The 21,138-nt window shown below is 71.5% G+C and carries 16 protein-coding genes and 5 pseudogenes; 12 read left to right on the top strand and 9 right to left on the bottom strand.

Annotated elements, in window-relative coordinates; translation table 11 throughout:
* On the bottom strand, nucleotides 1–450 hold a 450-nt coding region (locus VG276_14585), incomplete at its 3' end, for a hypothetical protein (protein ID HEV8650589.1).
* 234 nt (nucleotides 451–684) lie between these two features.
* Here VG276_14585 and VG276_14580 point away from each other — a divergent pair.
* The 4 genes from VG276_14580 to VG276_14565 all read left to right on the top strand — a co-directional run bounded on the left by VG276_14580 (nucleotide 685) and on the right by VG276_14565 (nucleotide 3,102).
* On the top strand, nucleotides 685–1,062 hold the full coding sequence (locus VG276_14580; GenBank protein HEV8650588.1) for a hypothetical protein: 378 nt from the start codon (nucleotides 685–687) through the stop codon (nucleotides 1,060–1,062).
* 416 nt (nucleotides 1,063–1,478) lie between these two features.
* Nucleotides 1,479–1,892 (top strand): hypothetical protein, encoded by a 414-nt coding sequence (locus VG276_14575; protein ID HEV8650587.1) that lies wholly within the window; start codon nucleotides 1,479–1,481, stop codon nucleotides 1,890–1,892.
* Between the two features lie 230 nt (nucleotides 1,893–2,122).
* The gene (locus VG276_14570) at nucleotides 2,123–2,467 is read left to right on the top strand and encodes a hypothetical protein (protein ID HEV8650586.1); all 345 of its coding nucleotides are present in this window, start codon (nucleotides 2,123–2,125) and stop codon (nucleotides 2,465–2,467) included.
* Nucleotides 2,464–3,102, top strand: a complete 639-nt coding sequence (locus VG276_14565) for a class I SAM-dependent methyltransferase (GenBank protein ID HEV8650585.1) — start codon at nucleotides 2,464–2,466, stop codon at nucleotides 3,100–3,102. The genes VG276_14570 and VG276_14565 overlap by 4 nt, the downstream gene beginning before the upstream one ends.
* Before the next feature lie 262 nt (nucleotides 3,103–3,364).
* Here the strand turns inward: VG276_14565 and VG276_14560 are convergent, their stop codons facing one another.
* From VG276_14560 to VG276_14525, 8 genes and pseudogenes are all read right to left on the bottom strand, one after another.
* Complete coding sequence (locus VG276_14560) at nucleotides 3,365–4,435, bottom strand: cation:proton antiporter (protein ID HEV8650584.1); 1,071 nt, start codon at nucleotides 4,433–4,435, stop codon at nucleotides 3,365–3,367.
* Between the two features lie 701 nt (nucleotides 4,436–5,136).
* Nucleotides 5,137–5,604 (bottom strand): annotated as a pseudogene (locus tag VG276_14555) (cation:proton antiporter).
* 56 nt (nucleotides 5,605–5,660) lie between these two features.
* Nucleotides 5,661–6,702, bottom strand: a pseudogene (gene secD / locus VG276_14550) (protein translocase subunit SecD).
* Between the two features lie 97 nt (nucleotides 6,703–6,799).
* Complete coding sequence (locus VG276_14545) at nucleotides 6,800–7,228, bottom strand: hypothetical protein (GenBank protein HEV8650583.1); 429 nt, start codon at nucleotides 7,226–7,228, stop codon at nucleotides 6,800–6,802.
* A gap of 155 nt (nucleotides 7,229–7,383) precedes the next feature.
* Nucleotides 7,384–8,586 carry a chromate efflux transporter gene (chrA, locus tag VG276_14540; protein ID HEV8650582.1) on the bottom strand — a complete coding sequence of 401 codons (1,203 nt, stop codon included), beginning with the start codon at nucleotides 8,584–8,586 and terminating at the stop codon, nucleotides 7,384–7,386.
* A gap of 64 nt (nucleotides 8,587–8,650) precedes the next feature.
* Nucleotides 8,651–8,797 (bottom strand): annotated as a pseudogene (locus tag VG276_14535) (VOC family protein).
* A gap of 221 nt (nucleotides 8,798–9,018) precedes the next feature.
* A complete protein-coding gene (locus VG276_14530) occupies nucleotides 9,019–10,743 on the bottom strand; it encodes an alkaline phosphatase family protein (protein ID HEV8650581.1) in 1,725 nt (574 codons plus the stop codon).
* A 550-nt stretch (nucleotides 10,744–11,293) separates the two neighbouring features.
* Entirely contained in the window at nucleotides 11,294–11,866 is a 573-nt protein-coding gene (locus tag VG276_14525; GenBank protein ID HEV8650580.1) for a PadR family transcriptional regulator, read from the bottom strand.
* Between the two features lie 93 nt (nucleotides 11,867–11,959).
* Here VG276_14525 and VG276_14520 point away from each other — a divergent pair, with 93 nt between their 5' ends.
* From VG276_14520 to VG276_14485, 8 genes and pseudogenes are all read left to right on the top strand, one after another.
* A complete protein-coding gene (locus VG276_14520) occupies nucleotides 11,960–12,991 on the top strand; it encodes an ABC transporter permease (GenBank protein ID HEV8650579.1) in 1,032 nt (343 codons plus the stop codon).
* Nucleotides 12,992–13,002: 11 nt separating this feature from the next.
* On the top strand, nucleotides 13,003–13,404 hold the full coding sequence (locus tag VG276_14515) for a hypothetical protein (protein HEV8650578.1): 402 nt from the start codon (nucleotides 13,003–13,005) through the stop codon (nucleotides 13,402–13,404).
* A gap of 1,310 nt (nucleotides 13,405–14,714) precedes the next feature.
* Nucleotides 14,715–15,473: pseudogene (locus tag VG276_14510) on the top strand (histidine kinase).
* A 127-nt stretch (nucleotides 15,474–15,600) separates the two neighbouring features.
* Nucleotides 15,601–15,813 (top strand): annotated as a pseudogene (locus VG276_14505) (response regulator transcription factor).
* A gap of 145 nt (nucleotides 15,814–15,958) precedes the next feature.
* Nucleotides 15,959–18,112, top strand: a complete 2,154-nt coding sequence (locus VG276_14500; GenBank protein HEV8650577.1) for an MMPL family transporter — start codon at nucleotides 15,959–15,961, stop codon at nucleotides 18,110–18,112.
* Between the two features lie 40 nt (nucleotides 18,113–18,152).
* Nucleotides 18,153–18,518, top strand: coding sequence for a cupredoxin domain-containing protein (locus VG276_14495; GenBank protein ID HEV8650576.1), 366 nt, complete (start codon nucleotides 18,153–18,155; stop codon nucleotides 18,516–18,518).
* 1,069 nt (nucleotides 18,519–19,587) lie between these two features.
* Nucleotides 19,588–20,760 carry a hypothetical protein gene (locus tag VG276_14490; GenBank protein ID HEV8650575.1) on the top strand — a complete coding sequence of 391 codons (1,173 nt, stop codon included), beginning with the start codon at nucleotides 19,588–19,590 and terminating at the stop codon, nucleotides 20,758–20,760.
* 236 nt (nucleotides 20,761–20,996) lie between these two features.
* On the top strand, nucleotides 20,997–21,138 hold a 142-nt coding region (locus tag VG276_14485; GenBank protein ID HEV8650574.1), incomplete at its 3' end, for an ISAzo13 family transposase.

Below are 21,138 nucleotides of genomic sequence, written 5' to 3'. Positions count from 1 at the left end.
GCGGCCGGTGGTGTCGAAGTCGACGTTGGGGTCGGTCGTGTCGGTCCAGCTCGGCGGCATGGCCTGGGTGCCGGTCGAGACGCAGTCGTAGCCCTGCACCTGGTTGTTGGAGACCGGCGCCCCGTTCAGGATCTGGTAGGCGCCGAGATAGAACATGTAGAAGGTTGAATACTTGTCGAAGAAGAACTTCGAGCTGCCGACCAGATCCTCCGTCCCCGGCTTGACCGCGATCCAGGACTCGGAGTGGTTGGCGTCGAAGGGGCCGGGCCCGCACGTGCCGGCGAGCGGGACACGCGAGCCGGGCGGGACGGGGTAGCCGCCGCCGGTCGTCGGCGAGCTCGCCACGACGTTCGTGAACGGCGCGCTCGCGCTCCAGAGGCCACCGCCGACCCCGCTGGCGACGGGCATGGCGCCGAGCACGAGCGCGGCCGCTCCGAATGCCGCTAGCACTCCGGGCAGTCTCCTCATTGTTTCCCCCTTCCGCCCGCTTCGGTAGCACTCGGTCTACCACGGCCGCGAGGTGGCTACCAGAGGTCGGCCCTCAACACCGGCGTGGTCACACAGTCGATAGGGAGGTTGGTGGTTCTTGCCCGGTCGATCGCCTGGGCCGAGCGCCCGGTCGTCAACGCTGGGCGATGACGCTGGTTCTGGGGCTGGCACCGATGCGGTACCGTCTTGGACAGCATGAGGACCGTTCTGCTGGACCGCGCCATCAGGGCGCTCGCGGCCCTGATGTTCCTGCTCGCCCCGCTGCCGTCAGCGGTACCGGCCGCACGGGCCGACGCCGGCCTGCTGTCCCGGGAACTCGCGGCGGTGGCGCTGCCCCGCCTGGAGCAGGCCGTGCTCCGCGACGCCAGCGCGGCGTTCCACCTGCTGTCGGACCGCCGCCGTGAGCGCGGCCAGCCTCGGCCACTGCTTGTCACCGCGTTCACCGCCGCGGTGTTCGCCGGTCTCGCCCTTCGCGCGGCATTTGGCTCGCGTGCGACCGCCCGTGACCCTGGCCACCGGGGCCGGCGCGCCGTGGCCGGCCCCCGAGCGCCACCCCGTTCCCAGCGCGCCTGATTCGACCTGCCCGTCGCGCCCCCGGGCGGGGCTCGCCGCTGGGGTTCCGCGAGGGAAAGGTGACCCTACCTGCTCTGGGCTACCCGTCGGTGTTCGTCGCCACCCCTGCTCGTGGCGTTCGAGGAGCGTAGCGCCGTCACCCAAGGTCGGACGCGAGGGCCGAGCACCACGTCGCGCGCCCCTGGCGGCGGCAGGAGTCGGCGCTGCAAAGCGGACCAGCCCCCACCGCAACCCGTCCCGGCGGCGCGTGCCAGCGACAGGCCGCCGATCCCGATGCGCAAGCCCGCCCTCGAGGTAGCCAACAGCGGCAGCGGCGACGATGACGGCCTGGCGACCGGTGAGCCGACCCGGAGCAGCGACCGGTAGGAACGGCGCGCCCGCAACCGTGCAAGGACCATGACCAGAAGGAGCCGGCGATGAACGTCCGCTTGGAGCATCCCTGGACCGAGGCCGACCGGACCGTGCAGGCCGTCGCGATCACGACCGTCGTCATCGCCGTGCTCGGCATGCTGCTGCTGGTGCGCTTGGCGCTCACTGGCGGGACGGGCTACGTCACGGTTCACGTCGACAACCGGGCCGGCCTCGCGCTCAACGTCGACGCGGTGGACGCCGGGGGCGCTGCCCAAGGGCTGGGGACTGCCCGGGCGCGGGCCCTGACCCAGGTCGATGAGGTCGTTGACCAGGGCCGGATCTGGACGTTCGTGGCCGCCTACGGCGACCGGGAGGTCTTCCGGCAGTCCCTGACCAGGGACCAGCTGGCCGGGCAGGGCTGGACCGTGCAGGTCCCGGCCCCGGTAACCAACGACCTGGAGCGAGCCGGCTTCCGCTGAGTCCCGGGTCGAGCATGCGACCCGCAGCACACGGCGCGCCGGTCCGGGTCCCGGTGCCGCCCGTCGCGCGGCCCGGTAGGGCGGAAGGGAGCGAACCAGATCGACGTCCGGGAGCCGGCTCCGCCCGCAGTGGGGAGCTGCGCCGAATCGTCCACGCCTGACCGCAGAGCACCAACCCGACGGCACGCGACCTGTTCTGAGTCGTGCCCGGCACCGAAGTGAGGACAGCGATGAGCCATACCACACCTCGCCCCGACCGTAGGAGTTCCGAGGCCGCGCTGGTCGTCGTGGGCGACCCGGGACTGATCCGCAGCGAGAACTTTCAGATGACCTTCCTCGGCATCGACGACTTCCGGCAGTTCATCGACGTGACCGACGCACCGATGGGCGCATTCACCCTCGTCCGGCGCCGCGCGCCGGCCTCGCCCGGCGGCTGGGAATGGGACCTGTACGCCGCCGGGTGGAACCCCCTCGCGGCTGATCGCGACGCCCCCCGGACCCGGCAGCACCGGCAACCCGGCACGGCCGACATCGGCGGCAGGGAGACCGGGTGGTCAAGAAGGCGCTTGCGATGAGCGAGGATGCAGCATCCACGCTGCGGCGCCACGACAGGTTCGCGCGCTGGACCCCATGGTACGAAGACGAGCCGTTGTCCCGGCTGCTATCGGTGCTGCAACGTCGTGCGGCCGACGGCCTTCGCCTCGCCGCGGCCGATCGGTTCCTGGACGTCGGATGCGCCACCGGCGCCGCCGTCCGCAGCGCATCGGCCACCGTCGAGCTCGCGATCGGGGTCGACCGCTCGGCCGCCATGGTGCGGCGAGCCCGAGCCCTCGCGACGGCGTTGCCGGGCACGGCGTTCGTGGTCGCCGACGCCGAGAAACTCCCGTTCCCGGTGGCGAGCTTCACCGCGGTCCTGTGCACGACAGCGCTTCGCCACTTCACTGATCCAACGCGTGCCGTGCGCGAGATGGCCCGTGTGCTCCGACCCGGGGCCCGGATCGTCGTGGCGGACTTCGTGGTAGGTGGAGACGACCTCGACCGGCGCTGGTGGCACAGCCTGCGACATCCCAGACGAGCCCCGCGCCGGGGCGGCCCCTGGCAAGCCGTGTCCGCGGCCGAGATCGTCGTCACCGATGTGGTCCGATGCTTGACCACGGTCGGCCGCTACGAGATCGTCTCGGCGGTCAAGCCCGAGGCCCTGCCCTGGTGAATGACAATTCAGGACCGACGCACGATCCGAGGCGGTTCACCTTCCGTGCCTGCCGCGTTGGACGACCGCATTGTTACCTCCCGTAGCACCCTTGCGGTTGACGACTGCCTTGGACAAGACCGGGTCGCGATCACGCGGCATCGGTGGTCGGCTTCACGGGGTGCTGGGACCGCCAGGCGTTCAGGCCGCCCTGGAGGGCCTCGGCCTGGAAGCCCAACCTGCGAAGCTGCAGCGCCGCACGGGCGCTGGTCTGCTCACGTGGTCAGGTGCAGTACAGCACGAACGGCTGGTCGCGGAGGCGGTCGGCCGCCCACTCGGCGACCTGGTCGGGCAGAACCCGGACGCTGCCGGGGATGCGGACGCCGTCGCGCTCGTACTCTGAGCGGCTGCGGACATCCAGCACCAGCGGCGGATCCGGTCCGGCAAGGCGCTCGGCCAGCTCGGCTGGGGTCACCCGGGGAACGTCGTCGGGGGTGTGAGCGAACAGCTCGGCGGCGGTGCTGGCGCGCTCCTCGGCCAGGGTCTCCCGGCTGGCTTTGCGCGCATACCAGCTTGAGAGCGGGGTGGCGGTCGCGCCGTGGGCGACGACCGACATCACCACCACGACGCCGATCACCGCCAGTAGTTCCTCGCCCCCTGGTACCCCTTCCTGGACGACCAGCAGGGCGAACAGCAAGGAGTTCAGCCCGCGGGGGCCGAACCAGGCGATGAACCGGCTGGCGTAGCGGCTCAGGCCTGCCCGGCCCAGCCGGAGCACCAACAGGACAGCCAGAGGGCGGATCACGAAGATGGCGAGCGCGGCCAGGGCGAGGGTCGGCAGCAGCGGGACGTCGGCCAGCATGGTGGACAGCAGCGCGCCGAACAGCACGAACGCCAGCAGCATGGTCATCTCGGCGATGACCTGGCCGAACTCAAGGAAGCAGTCGCACAGGGTCTGGTTGAGCGCGGTGACCGCCAGCCCGGCGGCAAACGCGGCCAGGACCACGGGAACGTGGAGCAGGAGCATGCCTGCCCCGGTGAGCAGCCCGATGACCAGCAGCGTGCCGGGTCCGAGGGCGAGGAAGGGCACCAGCCAGCCGCGGCGCAGTTCGGTGAGCTCCAGGTTGACCGCGTCCAGGAACAGCACCAGGGCGAGGGTCACCACGGCCACGACCTCGAGCACGTCGTTGTCGAGGCCGATCGAGACGAGTTCCAGGCCGCGGTCACCGACGAGAAACCCGAGGCCGAGAAATAGCATCGGAAACGACAGGGGGGCGCGCTCGACCAGGCCGGCCGCTAGGGCGGACACGATCAGGACCCCGGCGATCACGGCGAAGGCGGTTTCCAGCTTCAACGTGGCTCCCATGGGCTTGGCAGGATCTACCCGCGATGGCTCAGCGCCGGGTGGGTTTGTGGTTGTTCCGGTCTGCTGTCGGTTCCTTGTTGCCGGTCTGAGCACGTGGGAAGGTGCGGTCGCTGCGGCGACGGCGACCATCGGCAAACAACTTGGGGTGGCCGGATCGGCGCCGAACACGCCCCGAAGCGCCAAGGTCGTGTCGTCTGGGCGTACACGGGGGCCCTGGTCACCGCCGGCTTGGGCACGGGTGGCGCCGACGAGCAGGGCGACCGCGACGGCGGTGATGGCCAGGATGGCGATGATCAGCCGTCGCATCCATCTGTTGGATCGGGCCGAGGCGTGGCCGGCGTGCCTGGCCGGTAACCCCCGGTGGCGTCGCGGACAGGACCAGAGCGCCCCCGATCGGGGACCTTGACCGGGGCGGTGATGGCCGCCTGGCCGCCTGGGGCGCCAACCCGCCGCGCAGCCTGCCGGTCTGGCCGCGGGCTGGCGGCGTAGCGGTCGGGTGAGCTGGGCCGTGCACAGCCAGGCGAACAAGAAGAGACCGAGCGCGGTGAGGGCGGCCAGGCGGGCGTTCTGCGCGGCGGACAGGTCGTTGAGCAGCATGCGAAGCCCGAAGTTGGCCGCGCCGATGCCGATTCCCCAGGTGGCTGCGTACCACCACGGCCGCTCCATGGCCTGCTGCGCCCACCGGTCGATCAGCAGGACCAGCAGGCCGCCCTGGTGGGGGTCGCGATCTTGCTTACGGCGAGGTTGGCGGAACCTGGGCATTCTCGGCCTCGTCTGTGGGGGGTGGCGGCGGGCTGCTGGTTGCCGGCCGAGGTGGTCGGTGATGGTCTGGGAGCTGGTTGCTGTGGCCTGCGTTGTCGCAGTCGCAGCGCGGCCATCACTAGCGGGTCGGCGATCCGGGCAAGGATCGGGCCGAGCACGGCGAGGACGAGTACGTAGGTGGCGGCCAGCGGCCCGAGCGCAGGGTCGAGGCCGGCGGTGACGGCCAGCCCGGCGATCACGATGGAGAACTCCCCGCGTGCCACCAGCGCCGCGCCGGCGCGGAAGCGTCCCAAGGTGGCGATGCCGGCTCGGCGTGCCGCCCACCAGCCGGTGGCCAGCTTGGTGAGCGCGGTGACGAGCGCGAGCCCGGTCGCGGTGAGCGCGACCGGGGGGATGGTCCGCGGTCCACCCCGAAGTTGGGTCCGCGCGCCACCAGCCCGGCGCCGGCCCGGTGCTCTTCCCGCATCCGCTCAAACACCAGCACGTTGGCGTCCACCGCCATGCCAATGGCCAGCACGAACCCGGCAACCCCAGGCAGCGTCAGGGTCGCGCGCAGCGCCAGCAGCACCGCAAACGACAACAGCCCGTAGCAGACCAACGCCACCGCGGCCAGCCCGCCGAGCAGCCGGTAGTAGGCGATCATGTACAGCATCGTCAGCGCGGCGCCGAGCACCGCGGCCTGGGTGCTCGCCCGGATCGCGGCCTCGCCGAGCGTCGGGCCGACGGTGCGCTGCTCGACCACCTCGACCGGGACCGGCAGCGCGCCGGCCCGGATGAGCAGCGCCAGGTCGCTGGCCTCACGGTCGGTGAACGCCCCGCTGATCACCGTCTGCCCGCCGGTGATGCCCTGCTCGCACTGAACCGACGGGTCGACCTGGGGCTGGAGATCACCTGCCGGTCCAGCACGATCGCGACCCGCCGCCTGGGGTCGCCGGGCGCCTGGCAGGCGGCGTTGCCGGTCAGCTCGGCCCAGCGCTCTGGCCTCCAGCACCCTGGAACTCGATCTGGACCTCCCAGCGGGTGCCGGTCTGGGCGTCCAGCACGGCCCTGGCGTCACCCACCGCCTCGCCGGTCAGCGCGGCCGCGCCGAGCCGCAGCCGGGCGCCGTCCTCGTCGGCCAACACGAGCTCGTCCTCAGCGGCCGGCGGCGCGGTCGTGGCCGTGGTCTCCTGCGCGGGTTCGGCCGCCCCGAGCACCGGGTGGAAGGCGAGCTGGGCGGTGCGACCGATCACCCGGACGGCCTCCTGCGGGTCGTACACGCCCGGCAGCTCCACCAGCACCCGCCGCGCCCCCGACCGCTGCAGGGTCGGCTCAGCCACGCCGAGCTGGTCGACCCGTCGGCGCAGCACCTCAAGGGTACGGGCCAGGGTGTCGCCGTCGACGCGCTGGCGAGGGCCGTCCCTGGCTTCCAGGACGATCTGGGTGCCCCCGCGCAGGTCCAGGCCGAGCCGGGCCGGGCGGGTGGCGACCAGCCATCCGGCCGCCCCGAGCACAAGGAGTACGGCGGCGACACGCCACCCAAGGTGACGAGACAACGAGATGAACCTCCAGCATCAGCCCGCGCCGGTCACACCAGGCGCGGAACGGCGGTCAGGCCGACTGGAGGAGGGGCGGCGCCCGAGCCGCAAGCGGGGTCGACCGGACCAGCGACCGGACACGAGTCAGGTCGGGTCCAGCCCCTTCGGCCCGCCACAGACACGCCACGGTGAGCGCGCCAGCGAGCGCGCCGAGCAGCAGCGGCACCACACGCCCCCGCGCATCAGGACGATCGACCAGCAGACGCAGCACGGGGGCACGGTCACGGCGCGCGGCTGGTTCGATTCCATGCTGCGGGCGGCCGGCCGCCAGATGGTCCGCGGGGTCGCCTTTGGCCGAGGCGGCCAGACCACCCAACCAAAGCGACGCAAGCACGACAGCAGCCACCAGGAGAACCCTGGCGATGCGATCGTGGCGGTTCACACGCATGCCAGTCCGACCGTACTGCATCTCTAACTGAGCGCCAAGGTGCTGCTGATCCACCTCACCCAGTCCTGCGTTGTGGAGTGACGGGCTTGCGATGAGTTAGCGTATTGAGATAGCGTGTCCTTGCTCGACCGGCTCCTGGACTTCGTGGCTCGGCAGGATGCCGAGCCCTTGGCCAGCAGGCGCCGATGCTTGGTACCTGTGTCTGGTGTCTATGCGAGGGTGCGGGCGATGCCGATGGCGGCGCCGGCCAGCACCAGCCATAGGGTGTTTGGCCGCCAGCGCAGCACCACGAGCAGGGCCACAAGGGCGACGGCGGCGGTGAGTGGGTCGGTGACCGCAGCGCGGCCAAGGTCGATGGTGACCCCGGCCATCAGGCCGAGCGCGGCGATGGTGATGCCGTCCAGGGCGGCGCTGGCCCAGGGGGAGCGGCGGATGCGGCCGATGAGGGGCTCCAGGGCGGCGACCATCACAAATGACGGGAGGAAGATCCCGGCGGTGGCGACGACGGCGCCGGGGACGCCGCCGAGCAGGTAGCCCAGGAAGGTGGCGGTGGTGAATACCGGCCCGGGGGTGATCTGGCCGGCGACCACGGCGTCCAGGACTTGGCGGGTGTCAAGCCAGCCGAGCCTGCTGACCAGGTCGCGTTGCAGGAAGGCCAGCAGGACGTAGCCGCTGCCGAACACCACGACGCCGAGCTTGAGGAACTCGACGGCGATGGCCGTCAGACTGGGCTGGCGGCGGACGGGCACGGCGGCGGCCAGCAGTCCGACCGGGACGGCAGGGAGCAGGGCGCGGGCGGTGGGGCGCAGCCGCCGCCAGTTGCCGGCCAGGCTGACCACCACGCCGCCGGCGGCGAGGATGACGAGCACGTTGAGTCCGGCGAGGTAGCCGGCCAGCGCGGCCACGCCGACCGCCGCCAAGCCGGCCACCGCCAGCCAGCCCTGCTCGCGGTGGGGCATGAGGGCGCTGCGGGCCAGCTCCCACACCGCGACCGCGACCACCGCGATCACCACCGGTCCGACCCCATACAGCACCCCACCACCGGTGGGGGTGGACCCGTAGCGGACGTACGCCCAGGCCAGGGCGAGCACGATCGCCATGGCCGGCAGGATGAAGCACGCCCCGCCAAGCAGCAGTCCCGCCCAGCCGGCACGCCGCCGCCCAAGCACGATCGCCAGCTGGGTGGAGCTGGGGCCGGGCAGCACGCTGACGGCGCCGAACAGGTCCAGGAACTCCGCGTCGGTGAGCCAGTGACGCCGGCGGACGGTCTCCTCCCGCAGCATGGCGACGTGCACAGCGGGGCCGCCGAAGGCGATCGTGCCCAGCTTGAGCATCACCACCAGCACCTCGCCGAGCCGGCGAGGTGGCCGTGGCGCGGCCGTCGTGGTGGGCTCCGGGTCGGGGGTGGGCATGTCAGCGAACCCTGGTGGTGCTGGAGGCACGCTCGGCGAGCAGGTCCTGGACGACGACCGGTCCTCAGTGCGCGGGCTGGAACAGTTCGACGGGGTTGCCGGAGGGGTCCTCCAGCAGGATCTGGGCGCCGCCGGGTCCGGTCAGGATGTCGTTGCGGAACCGTAGCCGGGCGGCGCGGCCCCGGTCGACCTCGGCGGCGAGGTCAGCGACCTGTAGGACCCCAGCAATGACGCGGTCGCGGTCCAGACTCGCGCACCGCCGAGCATGAGCAGCCTCGGGCAGTCGAACCTCTCGCACGAAGTTCGACCTGGACCCGAGCCATCTGGGTCGGTCTTGCCAGTTCCGCATGGTTCCGCTGGGCCCGGGTCGCACCATCGGGCTGCGGCGCCGAGATCCGACTCCCATGTACCTACCTGGTGCGGGTCGGCGCTTCATCGTCGCGGAACGGGCTTGCTTGCGTGGAACACGCTGGACAGATCGTGCACGGCGGCGTCACGTGCGCTCAGCGGCGCCAGGCCGAAGCGGTGCTCGATCGTGGCCAGGATCGAGGTGGTGTCGTGCTGGGTGTGGTCGACCACGACATCGCCGCGCAGGAACGGCGAGATCACCAGCGCGGGCAGCCGCGTCCCGGGCCCGAAGACGTCGTGGGGGCCCGGGGCGCCGCCCTGGCCGGGCGGGGGGACGTGGTCCCACTGGCCGCCGAACTCGTCGTAGGTGACCACGACCATGGTGTCGTTGGCGCAGCGGCTGCCCTGGATCTCTTTCAGCAGGTCGACAAGGTGGCTGCTCCCGGCGCTCTCGCTGGTGTAGCCGGGGTGCTCGTTGTGCGCGCCGATGGGCTTGACGAAGCTCACCGGCTTGAGGTTGCAGGCCGTGTCGGTCGAGGAGCGGGCGAGCTGCCGGAACTCCTGCTCGTCGCGCAGGTGCGCGGCCCGGGCCGCCGTCCCGGTCGCGTAGGTCTGGTAGTAGTTGAACGCCTGGTGGTGGAACTGGAACAGCTTGTCGGGGCAGTTGGGGAACACCGCGGTGGCAACGGCGTTGGGGTCGGCGCAGGCCGGGCCGGTGCCGTTGCTCCAGCCGGGGCCGCCGACGTCGCCGTTGGCGTTGGACCAGCCACCCGAGTACCAGGCCCAGTCGACACCAGCGCCGCTCAGGCGGTCACCGATCGTGGGGGCGGTCTGCGGCGGGAGCCGACGCGAGACGGCCGTGCCCGGGGCATACGGCTGGTAGGCGGGCTGGATGGTGTTGACCGCGTAGTCGCCGCACAGCACACCCGGCGGGGTCGGCCCGCGGCCCGGCGCCGGGTTGCAGGAGGCCGTCAGGGCGGCGTCGCGCACGGTGGTGCCCGCCGGCGAGGCGTACAGCGGGTAGCTGGTCGGCATCCCGTTGGCGTCGGCCACCGAGTGCAGGTCGTCGGCTGAGCCGTCGTTGAGGGCACCCGGCCAGACGGGGTTGCGCGCGGCGATCAGCCACTGATGATTGAGGTAGGAGCCGCCGAAGGCCGCCTGGAAGAAGGTGTCGGCGATCGCGTAGTGCGGGTGGCCGGGCCGGTGCAGGTAGGTGTAGACCGGCAGCGCGTGGGTGTCGTAGACCCCCATCGCCAGGCCGACCGCGTCGCTGCCGGTCACATACCGGTTCTGCCGCCCGCCGTTGAGCTGGTACTGCTCCTGGTAGAAGCGGTGCACCAGGTCGCGGGTGCAGCCGCCGGGCAGGCCGGTGCCGTTGGGGATGCCGTTGGCGGCGAACACCCCCGGCGGCGGGCAGGTGGTCGCCGACGCCGGGATGGAGTCGTCGATGGTGAACGGCCGGTTGGTGAAGTGGCTGGTGAACGCCGTCCCGGTGGTGGCGTCGGTGCACCGTACCGACAGCGGCGGCGAGGTCAGGTTGACGTCGTTCTGCAGCAGGCACTCGTACGGGGTGCCGGCCTGGTTGACCTGGACCGTGCGGGCCGGGCGGGCGTGGTCGAGGCCGTTGACGCCCGGCCAGCTCCCGTACAGGTTGTCGAAGCTGTGGTTCTCCTGGTAGATGACCACGAGGTGCTGGATCCGCGAGAGCCGGTCCGCGCCGTCCCCGGACGCCGCGGCGGCGCCGCCCGCTGGGATCACCGCCAGCGCCACCAGCACCAGCAGGGACGCGACCAGCAGGCGACGCAACATAAGGGACCTCCCCGCCTGAACGTTGCATTTCGGTGACGCGGGCAGGATGGCAACTGCCAACCAGCGAGTCAACCGCGCCCAGCCTCGGCCCCTGCGCCCAGCAGCGGTCAACCTGGAGAGGCGCGCGGGTCCGACCGCCTGGTGCGGCTGGACGGCGGCCTGCTGACGGCGGCCGAGTTCGCCAACGGCCACGGCAGCCGGCTCCGCATCCACTATTGGCCAACCCTGGAGGCGCTGCTAAAGGCCGCCCAGCGCCCCAGTCCTGGCCGCCCGGACGCTGAGCCCAGATGTAGGCCGAGACGACGTCGTGAGCTTCACGCGATGGCTCCTCGCCTTGCTGCTCAGCAAACCAAGGAGCCGGCCGCAAGTCCACCACTTCCCGGGACGCCTACGAGGAGAGCGGGTCGGCTTGTCCAGACCTCAAGAAGTTAGGAGGAGCGCGTTCGCGCCGCCCTCGCCGAGGACTGGACCACCGCCTCGGAGCAAGCTGATCGTGGTACGGGCCGGCGGTAGCGCAGGTGTGTCACGCCCATGAAGACGACGGCACCGGTCACCGGTCGGCCTCCTCTGGCGCCTCGGCGGTGCCGGGCATGGCCGCCAGTGCCTGCTCCACGTCGGCGATCCACTGCAGCAGCGCCTGGCGGGTGCGCACCCCGTGCAGCGCCGCCAGCTGCCAGAAGAACCCCCCGGGGAGGTCGTTGAGCCGGTCCGCCGTGGCCTGCAGGTCGGCCAGGTCCAGCTCGACCGCGGCCCGGTACTCGCGCAGCAGCGCCCCGAGCGGTTCGTGGCCGAGCCGGCCGGCGAAGAAGAACTTGACCAGGAACTCGCTGCGCACCCGCGGCGGCTGGAAGCCGGGCGTCGCCAGCCACCCGTCGAGCGCGGCCCGGCCCCGCTCGGTCAACCGGTAGACCCGCTTGTCGGGGACGCGGTCTTGGGCCACCGCGGTGCCCGCAACGTAGCCGCCGTCCTCCAGCCGCCGCAGCTCCCGGTAGACCAGGCTGCGGTGCATCGGCCAGAAGTAGGCCAGCGACTGGTCGGCGGACGTGGCCAGCTCGTACCCGGACATGTCGCGCAGCGACAGCAGGCCCAGGACAGCGAACGCTGTGGTCGGCAGGGCTGTCATGCTCACGTGTTATTCTCACTGCGACTAGTCGAACATGTAACGTACCCTATCTCAGCAGGGTACTGCGGTGGACCCAGCTCGGGAAGAGGTGCCATGCAGACGCAGCCGCCAGCGGCTCCAGACCCCTCGCCTGGCCCCGGACCGGTGACCGCCTTCGTGCAGCCGCTGGGCATTGGCCTGCTGATCGCGCTCGCCTTCGTGCTGACCTACCTGACCGCCCTGCACAAGCCCCAGCCCCACAACCTGCCCGTCGGTGTCGTGGCGTCCCCCGGCGTCGTGGCCCAGCTCCAGCGCTCGATCTCGGCACAGGCCGGGGACGCGGTCGCGCTGCAGCCCGCCGCAGACGTCACCGTGGCACGCCATCAGGTCCAGAACGGCCAGGTCGTGGCGGCCTACCTGCCCGGCCAGACCGGCCGGCTGCTGGTCGCCGGTGCCCAGGGGACGGCGGTGACCCAGGTGGTGACCGGCATCTTCACCGGTGTCGCCGGCGCCCAGGGCGCCCGGCTGCAGGCCGACGACGTGGTGCCGCTCAGCGCCGAGGACCCGCGCGGGTTCTCCGGCTTCTACGTGATCTTCGGGGTCACCCTGGCCGGGTTCATCTTCGGCCAGACCAGCCACCTGTACTCCAAGCGCCTGTCGCTTGGGCTCAGGCTCGCCCAGGCGCTGCTGTTCGGGGTGCTGGCCGGGCTGGCCGGCGCGCTGATCGCCGGTCCGCTGCTCGGCGTGCTGCCCGGGCCGTTCCTGGCCCTCGCCGGCATCCTGGTGTTGCTGGCGCTGGCGACCGGGCTGGTGACCATGTCGTTTACCGCGCTGCTGGGTGACCCAGGCATCGCGCTGGCCACGTTGCTGCTGGTGATCCTCGGCAACGCCACCAGCGGCGGCGTGGTCCCAGCGTCCTTTCTGCCCGGCGGCTTCCGCCAGCTGAGCCCGGCGCTGCCCCCGGGAGCCGCCACCAGGGCGCTGGGACGCGTGGACTACTTCGACCCGGGCGCGGCGCTTGGGCCGGTCGCTGTGCTGGTGGCCTGGGCGCTGGGTGGCCTGCTCCTGCTGGTGGTAGTGACTGGCAACCGGCGGCGGACGCGGCCGGTCACCCTCCCGGCCAAGCAGACATCCGTCACGCCATAGGAGGTCCAGGCATGGAACCCACTCGGCTGCTGCCGATCATCGCGCTGCTGTCGCTGGTCGGTGTGGAATACGGTGGCTGGGCGCTGCTCGGCTTCCTCACCGGGCGTAGCGCGCTCGGCGCCTTCCGCGAGCAGTTCTTCCGCGCCGGCCATGCCCACGCCGGGGTGCTCCTGGTGCTGTCGCTGGTCTACTTCCTGTACCTGGAGCGAGCCGGCCTCTCGACCGGCACACAGTGGCTGGCTGGCGTGCTGCTGCTAGGTGGCATCCTCGCCCAGTCGGGCGGGTTCTTCGTGCATCTGGGGATCGGGCAGGAGGGCCGAAGCTCGACCGGCACAGTGATGACGCGGACGGGTGCGCTGCTGATCGCGGCGGCCCTGGTGATCCTGGCCGTCGGGCTGATCACCACCGGCTGACCAGCACCAAGCCCAGCGTTGCCAGAGCACCGTGCCTCCTAGCTCGAAGCGATCGCCGCCCGGCCACCGTCAGCGGACGGGTAGTGACTGCTTGAAGCGGAAGACGGCCTCGGGGTGCCCTCGCCGAGCCCAGCCCTGGCAGCAGCGCGCCGCATGCCAGGGCGGCGATGAGGCTCAGCGTGGCCGGGGCCGGGTGGAACCCGTCGACGGCGAACATGGCGCGGGCCGGGCGCGGCAACACCACGACCGGCACCTCGGCGTCACCGCCGGCGTCCCCCGAGGACGCAGTCGCAGGCGTGGCAGGCGCCGGTACCGCATGGAGCGACCCCGAAATCGACAGCTCTCCGCCAGCTACCCGCAATCAAACGAGATGTCACCGGAACGAGCGAACTTCTTAAAATGCTCTCTTCGCGTTCAGTTAAGCACTCTCCTTGACACGCCTGAGCACTACTGACATCGCGCAGATCATTTGCTGCTTCCTGCGCCACGCGCCTCGCTCCGCACCGCCTTCCACCTGCACATCTGCACACCAGCATGCCAGCCCAGCACCCCAGCAGCATTCCCTACCAGCCTGACCCTGCACGCACTCACGCTCCCTTTTGTCTCATCGCCCTCACCGGAGTTCCGCAGCTTGTAGCCACATGACCTTGCTTGATCTGCTGTGAACTGCACGAATGTTTGGGCGTTGGGGTCCAGGCGTGTGCCCACGAACTACTGTGCTTCCTGGTCAACGCCTCATATGCCCACTGGCTATGGAGTTTGGGTCCGGCCATCTGGGCCGATCGGCGGAGTTCCGCGGCCGCAACGTCCAGGACGAGCCGCTGTGGTCGTGCTGGTGGCGGCGCTGCCGGCCAACGATTTGCCGGCCTGCGAGCCGCCCGCCTGCTGATGCCCGCGTACGGCCAACGCCGGTTCCGCTCAGCTGACACGCCGGCAAGCCGCCGGAATGCCTGCACATGGCTGGCCCTGCGGCTGTGTGCCGAGAGTGGTGATGGTGACTGGGTCGTCGAGGAAGGCGACGTCGTAGGCCGACGGCGAAGCCGGGAGCCAGGTTGCGGCCAGGTTCACGCGGAGGGCATGAGCCGCCCCTCGTCTACCGGCACCGCCAAGCGTGACCGGCTGGTCCTGACGCCCGGGACGTGTGTCTGAGCAGGGTCACGAGTCCGACTACCGGTTCGGGGTCGGCTACCCCGCTGGGATGATGCCTGTACCCCAGCGGATGGATGACAGCGGGGCGAGGGTGGCCTAGGGTGCGGCCGTGAGCAGGTCAGCACTGGTCAGATCGGTGCAGGTCAGCACTGGTCAGATCGGTGGTGGACACGGCCCGGCGGTCGCCAGGGTGGCTGCCTCGCCCGTGGGTGGTCGACCTGGGGCTGCTACTGGTCTTCGGGGTCTTCGCGGTATCCGGGGCCCTCGAGTCGGCGCGGGCGGGTAGCGGCGAGCGGCGGCTGGACTGGCTGGCCTGGGTGCTGGTGGCGGTAGCGACGGCGGCGCTGGGGACGCGGCGGCGGCGGCCAGCGATCGTCCTGCTGATCACGTCTGCGGTGACCGCGGTATCGGTCAGCCTGGGGTATCCGCTCGGGCTGATCTGGCTTGCGCCGCTGATCGCGCTGTACACCGCGGCGGCCACCGGCCGCCGCGCCCTCGCCCAGCTGGCTGCCGCTGTGCTCGCGGCGGCGCTGGCCGTCTGGGCGCTGCTGGCGCGCGACCCGGGCACGCCGGCCGAGGTCGGCGTGTCGGTGCTGATCGTGGCGCTGGCCGTGGCGATAGGTGAGGTGGCCCGTGGGCGGCGAGACTACCTGGCTGAGACCGAGCGGCGGGTGGTCGAGGCCGAGCGGACCCGTGAGGAGACGGCGCGCCGGCACGCTGGCGAGGAGCGGCTGCGGCTGGCGCGGGACCTGCACGACGTGACCGCGCACACGATCGCGGTGATCGCGATCCAGGCCGGGGTGGCCGACGAGGCGCTCGACGGCTGCGAGGCCTGCCCGGAGGTGGCCAGGCAGGCTGTCCGGGCGATCCGGGTCGCGAGCCGGGAGGCGATGGCCGAGCTGAAGGCCACCGTGGCGATGCTGCGCGAGGGGGCCGCGCCGCGCGGCCCGCTGCCCGGCCTCCACCAGCTCGATGAGCTGGTGGGCATGGCCACCAGCGCCGGGGTGCGAGTCCAGCTGACGGTGGCGGGCGCGGCGCGGCCGCTGCCGGCTGACGGTGCTCACCGACCGGGAGCGGGAGGTGCTGGCGCTGGTGGGCGAGGGGCTGGCCAACGACGACATCGCCCAACGGCTGTTCATGAGCCCGGCAACCGTCAAGACGCACGTGAGCCGCATCATGAGCAAGCTCGCGGCGCACGACCGCGCGCAGCTCGTGGTGCTCGCCTACGAGACCGGACTGGTCCGCCCGGGTTGGCTGTGACCGCCGGACTGCGTGCACCCACCGGGGCAGCCGGCCTCCACCAGCCGGCGTAGCAACCATCACCCCTGGTGGGACGACGGCTGCGGGTGGCGCTCCGTAGCGTCCTTGGCGGCAACCACGCCGCCCGGGAAGGAGACGCTCCGCAATGCTGAGGCTGTCGAGGTTTGTGCTGCGCCACAAGGCCGCCGTCGTGCTGTTCTGGCTGGCCGTCCTGGTCGCCGGCGGGGCGGCGTCGTCGCGGGTGCCCGACCGGCTCGGCCAGGACTTCTCCTTTCCAGGCCAGCCCGGCTACGAAGCCAACGTCGCGATCCTGAAGACGTACGGGAACGGCGGGCCGGCCAACCCGCTGGTGCCGGTCGTGACGCTGCCGGCGGGCACGACCGTGGACAGCCCCGGCGTTCGCGCCGCGCTCGGTCAGACGCTCGACCGGCTGGCGGCCGATCCGCGCGCCCGCCTGCGGGTGCTGTCCTACGCGTCCACCGGCGACCGCGAGCTGGTCACCGCTGACGGGCGGACGACCTTCGCGGTGGTGTTCCCACCCTACCGAGCCCAGCAGGGGCCCGACCCCACCCTCGCCCCGGGCATCGCGGACGCGCTCCGCCGCGCCCTGCCGCCTGGCACGACCGTACAGGTGACCGGGCTGGAGGAGCTGTCGACTCAGGCCGTCGCCGGCCGGGAGAGCGGCGTGCTCGTGGAGACGCTGCTCGGCGGGCTGGGTGCGCTGGTGGTGCTCGCGTTCGTGTTCGGCTCCCTGCTGGCGTTCGTGCCGCTGGTCGTGGCGCTCTTCTCCATCCTGGGCACGTTCTTGGTGATCCTCGCCCTCACCGCGGTCACCGACGTCAACTTCATCATCCAGTATCTGGTCGCCTTGATCGGGCTGGGCGTGGCGATCGACTACTCGCTGCTGGTGGTGACCCGCTGGCGGGAGGAGCGCGCCGCCGGCCACGACCGTGAGGCGGCCGTCCACCTGGCGCTGGCCAGCGCGGGCCGCGCGGTCGTCTTCAGCGCCGCTACGGTCGCGGTCAGCCTGGCCGTCCTGGCCGTCGTGCCGGTCCTGTTCCTGCGCAGCGTCGGCTTCGGCAGCATGCTGATCCCGCTGGTCTCGACGCTGGTGACCCTCACCCTGCTGCCGGTGCTGCTGGCCACGGTCGGCCCACGGCTGGACCGGTCCCGGCGCGGGCGTGACACCTCGGGCCGGTCGGGGCGCCTGTGGACGCGCTGGGCGACCGGGGTGACCCACCGCCCCTGGCTGGCCGTCCTGGCAGCCCTGGTGATCCTGGTCCCGCTCGGCGTGGCAGCCCTCGGCCTGCGGCTCGGGCAGCCGACGGCCGACTCGCTAATGGGGACCGGCCCCGCCCGCGCCGGCCTGGTCGCGCTGAAGGCCGGCGGGGTGCCGAGCGGTGTCCTGACCCCGATCGAGGTGCTGGTGCCGGCCGGGGTCGACCCGGCGGGGACGGCTGCCCGCATGGCCCAGGTGCCGGGCGTGCACGCCGCGGTGGCCCCGCGGGGTCCGGGCTGGCGGCGCGACGGCACTGCGCTGGTCAGCGTCCTGCCGGCCGCCGAGACCAGCACCGACGCCGGCAGGGCCACGGTCGAGCGGGTCCGGGACGCCGCCGCCGCGCTGCCGGGGGTGCAGGTCGGCGGCACCGGTGCGCTCGACATCGACGCAACCCACGCGGTCTACGGCGCCTTCCCGGTCATGCTCGCGGTCGTCGCCCTGGCCACCTTCGTGCTGCTGGCACGGGCGTTCCGCTCGCTGCTGCTGCCCGCCAAGGCGGTCGTGCTCAACCTGCTGTCCATCGGCGCCGCCTACGGCGTGCTGGTGCTGGTCTGGCAGCACGGCTACGGGTCCAGCGCCATCTGGGGCATCGACGCCACCGGCGCGATCGTGCCGTGGGTGCCGCTCATGACCTTCGCGTTCCTGTACGGGCTGTCCATGGACTACGAGGTCTTCCTGCTGGCCCGCATGCGCGAGGCCTACGACCAGACCGGGTCCACCCACGCCGCGGTCGTCCAGGGCCTTGGCCGCGTCGGGCGGCTGGTCACCGGCGCCGCCCTGATCCTGTTCCTCACCTTCGCCGCGCTCGCCAGCGTGCCCGCCGTGGGCGTGAAGATCATGGCCACCGGCCTTGGCGCCGGCATCCTGCTGGACGCCACCGTGCTGCGCGCCCTGCTCATGCCCGCCGCGGTCGTCCTGTTCGGCCGCTGGAACTGGTGGCTGCCGACCTGGACCGCCCGGCTGTTGCGCCTGCCACCCACTCCCGCCGGCCAGGCGGCCGGCCGGCAACCAGGCCCGTGACAAGGGCAACCGGACCGATCACCGAAGGAGGCTTCGGCCCATGCGACCACGCCATCAGCTCCCGCCCGCGCTGCTGCTCGCCGCCGCGCTGCTCGCCGGCTGCGCCGCCGACCGCGGGCAGGACGCCGCGGCCAGCGACCCGCCCGCCAAGGGCGTGACCCAGGTCGTCGCCAAGCAGATGAGGTTCTCGCCAGCGGCGATCCAGGTCCCCGCCGGCACCAGGGTCACCTGGATCTTCCAAGATGGCGACGTGCCGCACGACGTCAAGGGCGACGGCTTCTCCTCCGGCAAGCCCCAGGCCTCGGGGACCTTCAACCACACCTTCGACCAGCCCGGCAGCTACGACTACGCCTGCACGCTGCACCCGCAGATGACCGGCCGCATCGTGGTTACTGCCGGGCCGTGAGACTCCGGTCACAGCACCGAGAGGAGGGTATGCGGATGAGGACGGTCGCCATGATCGTGCCGTCGGGTTCAGGCTTCTCCCCGTCTCTACCGCGATCGTGTGCGCCGCACTCATCGCGAACCTATCGCCCAAATCCCATAGCCAGTGGGCATATGAGGCGTTGACCAGGAAGCACAGTAGTTCGTGGGCACACGCCTGGACCCCAACGCCCAAACATTCGTGCAGTTCACAGCAGATCAAGCAAGGTCATGTGGCTACAAGCTGCGGAACTCCGGCCTCACTCCGTACCATCCAAATCTCAGGCACGAGAGCAGTGCGCCGAGGCGCCGGCTGGACGGCGGAGTGTCACCTTGCAGCAGTCTGGCCGCGGCGGTGGCCAGGCGCGCCCTGGCCGTGTCCTGTCTGCTGCGCGGTCCTGGCGGCTGATCGCCCCAGGCGGCGTCTGCTCGGCGGCTGTCGTCTGGTACTGCTTGCCCATGGCGGTCCCCTTCCTCGTGGTGCGCTTGGCGGATCACCCGAGACCTAGCAGACGGCAGGACTCAGGTGGGGGACCGCCACCTCAAGATCTACGAACCGCGGGACAACCTCCAGCTGCGTCCGGCGTGCGATAGCGGAAGAAGGCGTGCACCTGCCGGACCTCGCCCTGGATGAGCAACGTCGGACTTTGGCCGGCGATGCTTTGAGCTCATCCCACACCTCCACGGCTCGTCGTGGGAGCTGTCGCGCGCCCGTGCAGCATCACGACTCACGGATGGCCGCCAGCCAGCGCTTGACCAGCCTGGAGCGGTTGATGATGACATTGTCGCAGCTCACGCACCCACTGGCGCCTTGTAGGACGGCACGGCTCTAGCCACCATATCCCGAGCATCCGCAGGATCCATCCCACTGGCCGGGGAGCCGCGGCCGGGTAGGGCGACCGGGGGACGTCATGACACAGCGCGAGACCCGTCAGAGCTCCGACGCCGGAGCAGCCGGGACCACCGTGGAGGCAGGGGCTCTATGGTCGGCCGGCGGCCCAGCTCATGCCACCCGGGACGGCGTCGTCTCGGCATTCGTGCTCGGGTGGCACATGGCGGAGCTCTTCCACGCCAACGTCCCCGGTTCAGTGCAGCGTCGGCAGGCTGGCGCGGACAAGCTTGTCGGCATTGGGGAACTGGACCCGCTGTCCCGGGCCAGACTGCTCTTAGTGCAGGTCCAGGACGACCTGCGGCGCATCTGGCGGTTCGACGACTCCGGCCAGCGGCCACCCGACCCGGGCCCCATCCGGTCGCTGCTGGACGCCGAGACGCGGCAGCAGAGACAGCTCAAAGCGGCCGTGGTGGAGGTGCATCGGCAGCTGCTGGTGACCCTGGCCGCGGCGGACTTCCGCCTGGGCAAGGCCTACGGGCTTGGCCGGGCCCTTGCTGACACCGTCCTGGTGCCCGACGCCAGGGACCCGCAGACCTTTCAGCAGGCGTTTGCTCGCTACCGGCTAGCCAACTTGCTTGGTTGGCTGGCCGATCTGAAGTCGGCCTTCCCACCGCACGCCACCGAGGCCGTCCGAGGGTCGCTGCAGGCATGGACGGCCTGGAGCGAAGCACCGAAGCTGCGCCTGGCCATGGACCAGGGCCGGCGGGCATCGGACGCCGAAGTGGACGGCCAGGCTTCCGGGACCACTCGGAGGAGTCGTGGTGCAGCACCCGAACCGGCACCTCATCGGCTCGCCTCCGGTTTGTGGTTGGCCAGGCGGCCCCGGCCGGCGCGAGCTCGACCGGTCAATTGGGGATCGGCGCGAGACCGCGAGAGCGTCACCCGCGCGCTGCACCGGCAAGGGCAGCTGTGGCGCGCCGTCCTCTCCGGCGAGAAGGACTGCCTGGACCTGCTGTCCACCGACGACTACCTGTGGGCCGCAGACCAGCTCCTCGGCCACCTCCGGCGGCTGACGTTGCGCTTCCTGAGCCGCTTCTGGATCACGACGACGGTGGTGACGGTGGTCATTGCCGGGGCCATCGCTACCGTCTTTCTGGTGCATGCGGCCTCGACGGTCGCCGCCGTTGTCATAGCCGCCGCAGGTGCGATCGGCATCACCTGGAAGGGTGCTGCCTCCGGCTTGGCCAGGGTGCTTGCCCAGGCGCAACGGCCCCTGTGGGAGAGCGAGTTGGACGCCGCCTTGGCCGGCGCGGTCACGCGGATGCCGTGGGAACGGCGGGCCGATCAGTCTGCTGCGCCAGACCGGACCGACGAGGGGCTCGGGCAGGGATGACCTGGCTGAAGCGCGAGGAGGGATCTGGCGGGGGTGATCGTGGCACTCGAAACCGCTTGTCGGACTGGCCTGTGCCGTTCACGTCGACCAGTTGAGGCGGTGGACGCGACGACGACATCCGTGGCCACGAGCGTTTCAGGTCCTTCGCCGCCGCGGACGATACCCTCCAGACGGGCTCCCGGGAATCGAGGTTAGGGCTCGTGAGCGGATTATTCCTCCGGTGTAGGGTTCCTGGCATGGAGGTCACGGAGGCAGCGTTGGCGGCGGTGTTCACGGTGCTGTCGCCGCACCTGGATGAGCGCCAGCGACGCCTGCTGGCGGGGGCGCAGGCGCGGGTGTTGGGACGTGGTGGGATCGCGGTGGTCGCGCGCGCGGCCG

Source organism: Actinomycetes bacterium, assembly GCA_036000965.1.
Taxonomy (GTDB): Bacteria; Actinomycetota; CALGFH01; order CALGFH01; family CALGFH01; genus DASYUT01.
This window is presented reverse-complemented; position numbering and strand designations above follow the sequence as displayed.

Bases quoted from the DNA above. Each gene is read 5' to 3' on its own strand.
- VG276_14580 (HEV8650588.1), top strand. From the start codon at position 685: ATGAGGACCGTTCTGCTGGACCGCGCCATCAGGGCGCTCGCGGCCCTG.
- VG276_14575 (HEV8650587.1), top strand. From the start codon at position 1,479: ATGAACGTCCGCTTGGAGCATCCCTGGACCGAGGCCGACCGGACCGTG.
- VG276_14570 (HEV8650586.1), top strand. From the start codon at position 2,123: ATGAGCCATACCACACCTCGCCCCGACCGTAGGAGTTCCGAGGCCGCG.
- VG276_14565 (HEV8650585.1), top strand. From the start codon at position 2,464: ATGAGCGAGGATGCAGCATCCACGCTGCGGCGCCACGACAGGTTCGCG.
- chrA (HEV8650582.1), bottom strand. From the start codon at position 8,586: ATGCCCACCCCCGACCCGGAGCCCACCACGACGGCCGCGCCACGGCCA.
- VG276_14530 (HEV8650581.1), bottom strand. From the start codon at position 10,743: ATGTTGCGTCGCCTGCTGGTCGCGTCCCTGCTGGTGCTGGTGGCGCTG.
- VG276_14525 (HEV8650580.1), bottom strand. From the start codon at position 11,866: ATGACAGCCCTGCCGACCACAGCGTTCGCTGTCCTGGGCCTGCTGTCG.
- VG276_14520 (HEV8650579.1), top strand. From the start codon at position 11,960: ATGCAGACGCAGCCGCCAGCGGCTCCAGACCCCTCGCCTGGCCCCGGA.
- VG276_14515 (HEV8650578.1), top strand. From the start codon at position 13,003: ATGGAACCCACTCGGCTGCTGCCGATCATCGCGCTGCTGTCGCTGGTC.
- VG276_14500 (HEV8650577.1), top strand. From the start codon at position 15,959: ATGCTGAGGCTGTCGAGGTTTGTGCTGCGCCACAAGGCCGCCGTCGTG.
- VG276_14495 (HEV8650576.1), top strand. From the start codon at position 18,153: ATGCGACCACGCCATCAGCTCCCGCCCGCGCTGCTGCTCGCCGCCGCG.
- VG276_14490 (HEV8650575.1), top strand. From the start codon at position 19,588: ATGGCGGAGCTCTTCCACGCCAACGTCCCCGGTTCAGTGCAGCGTCGG.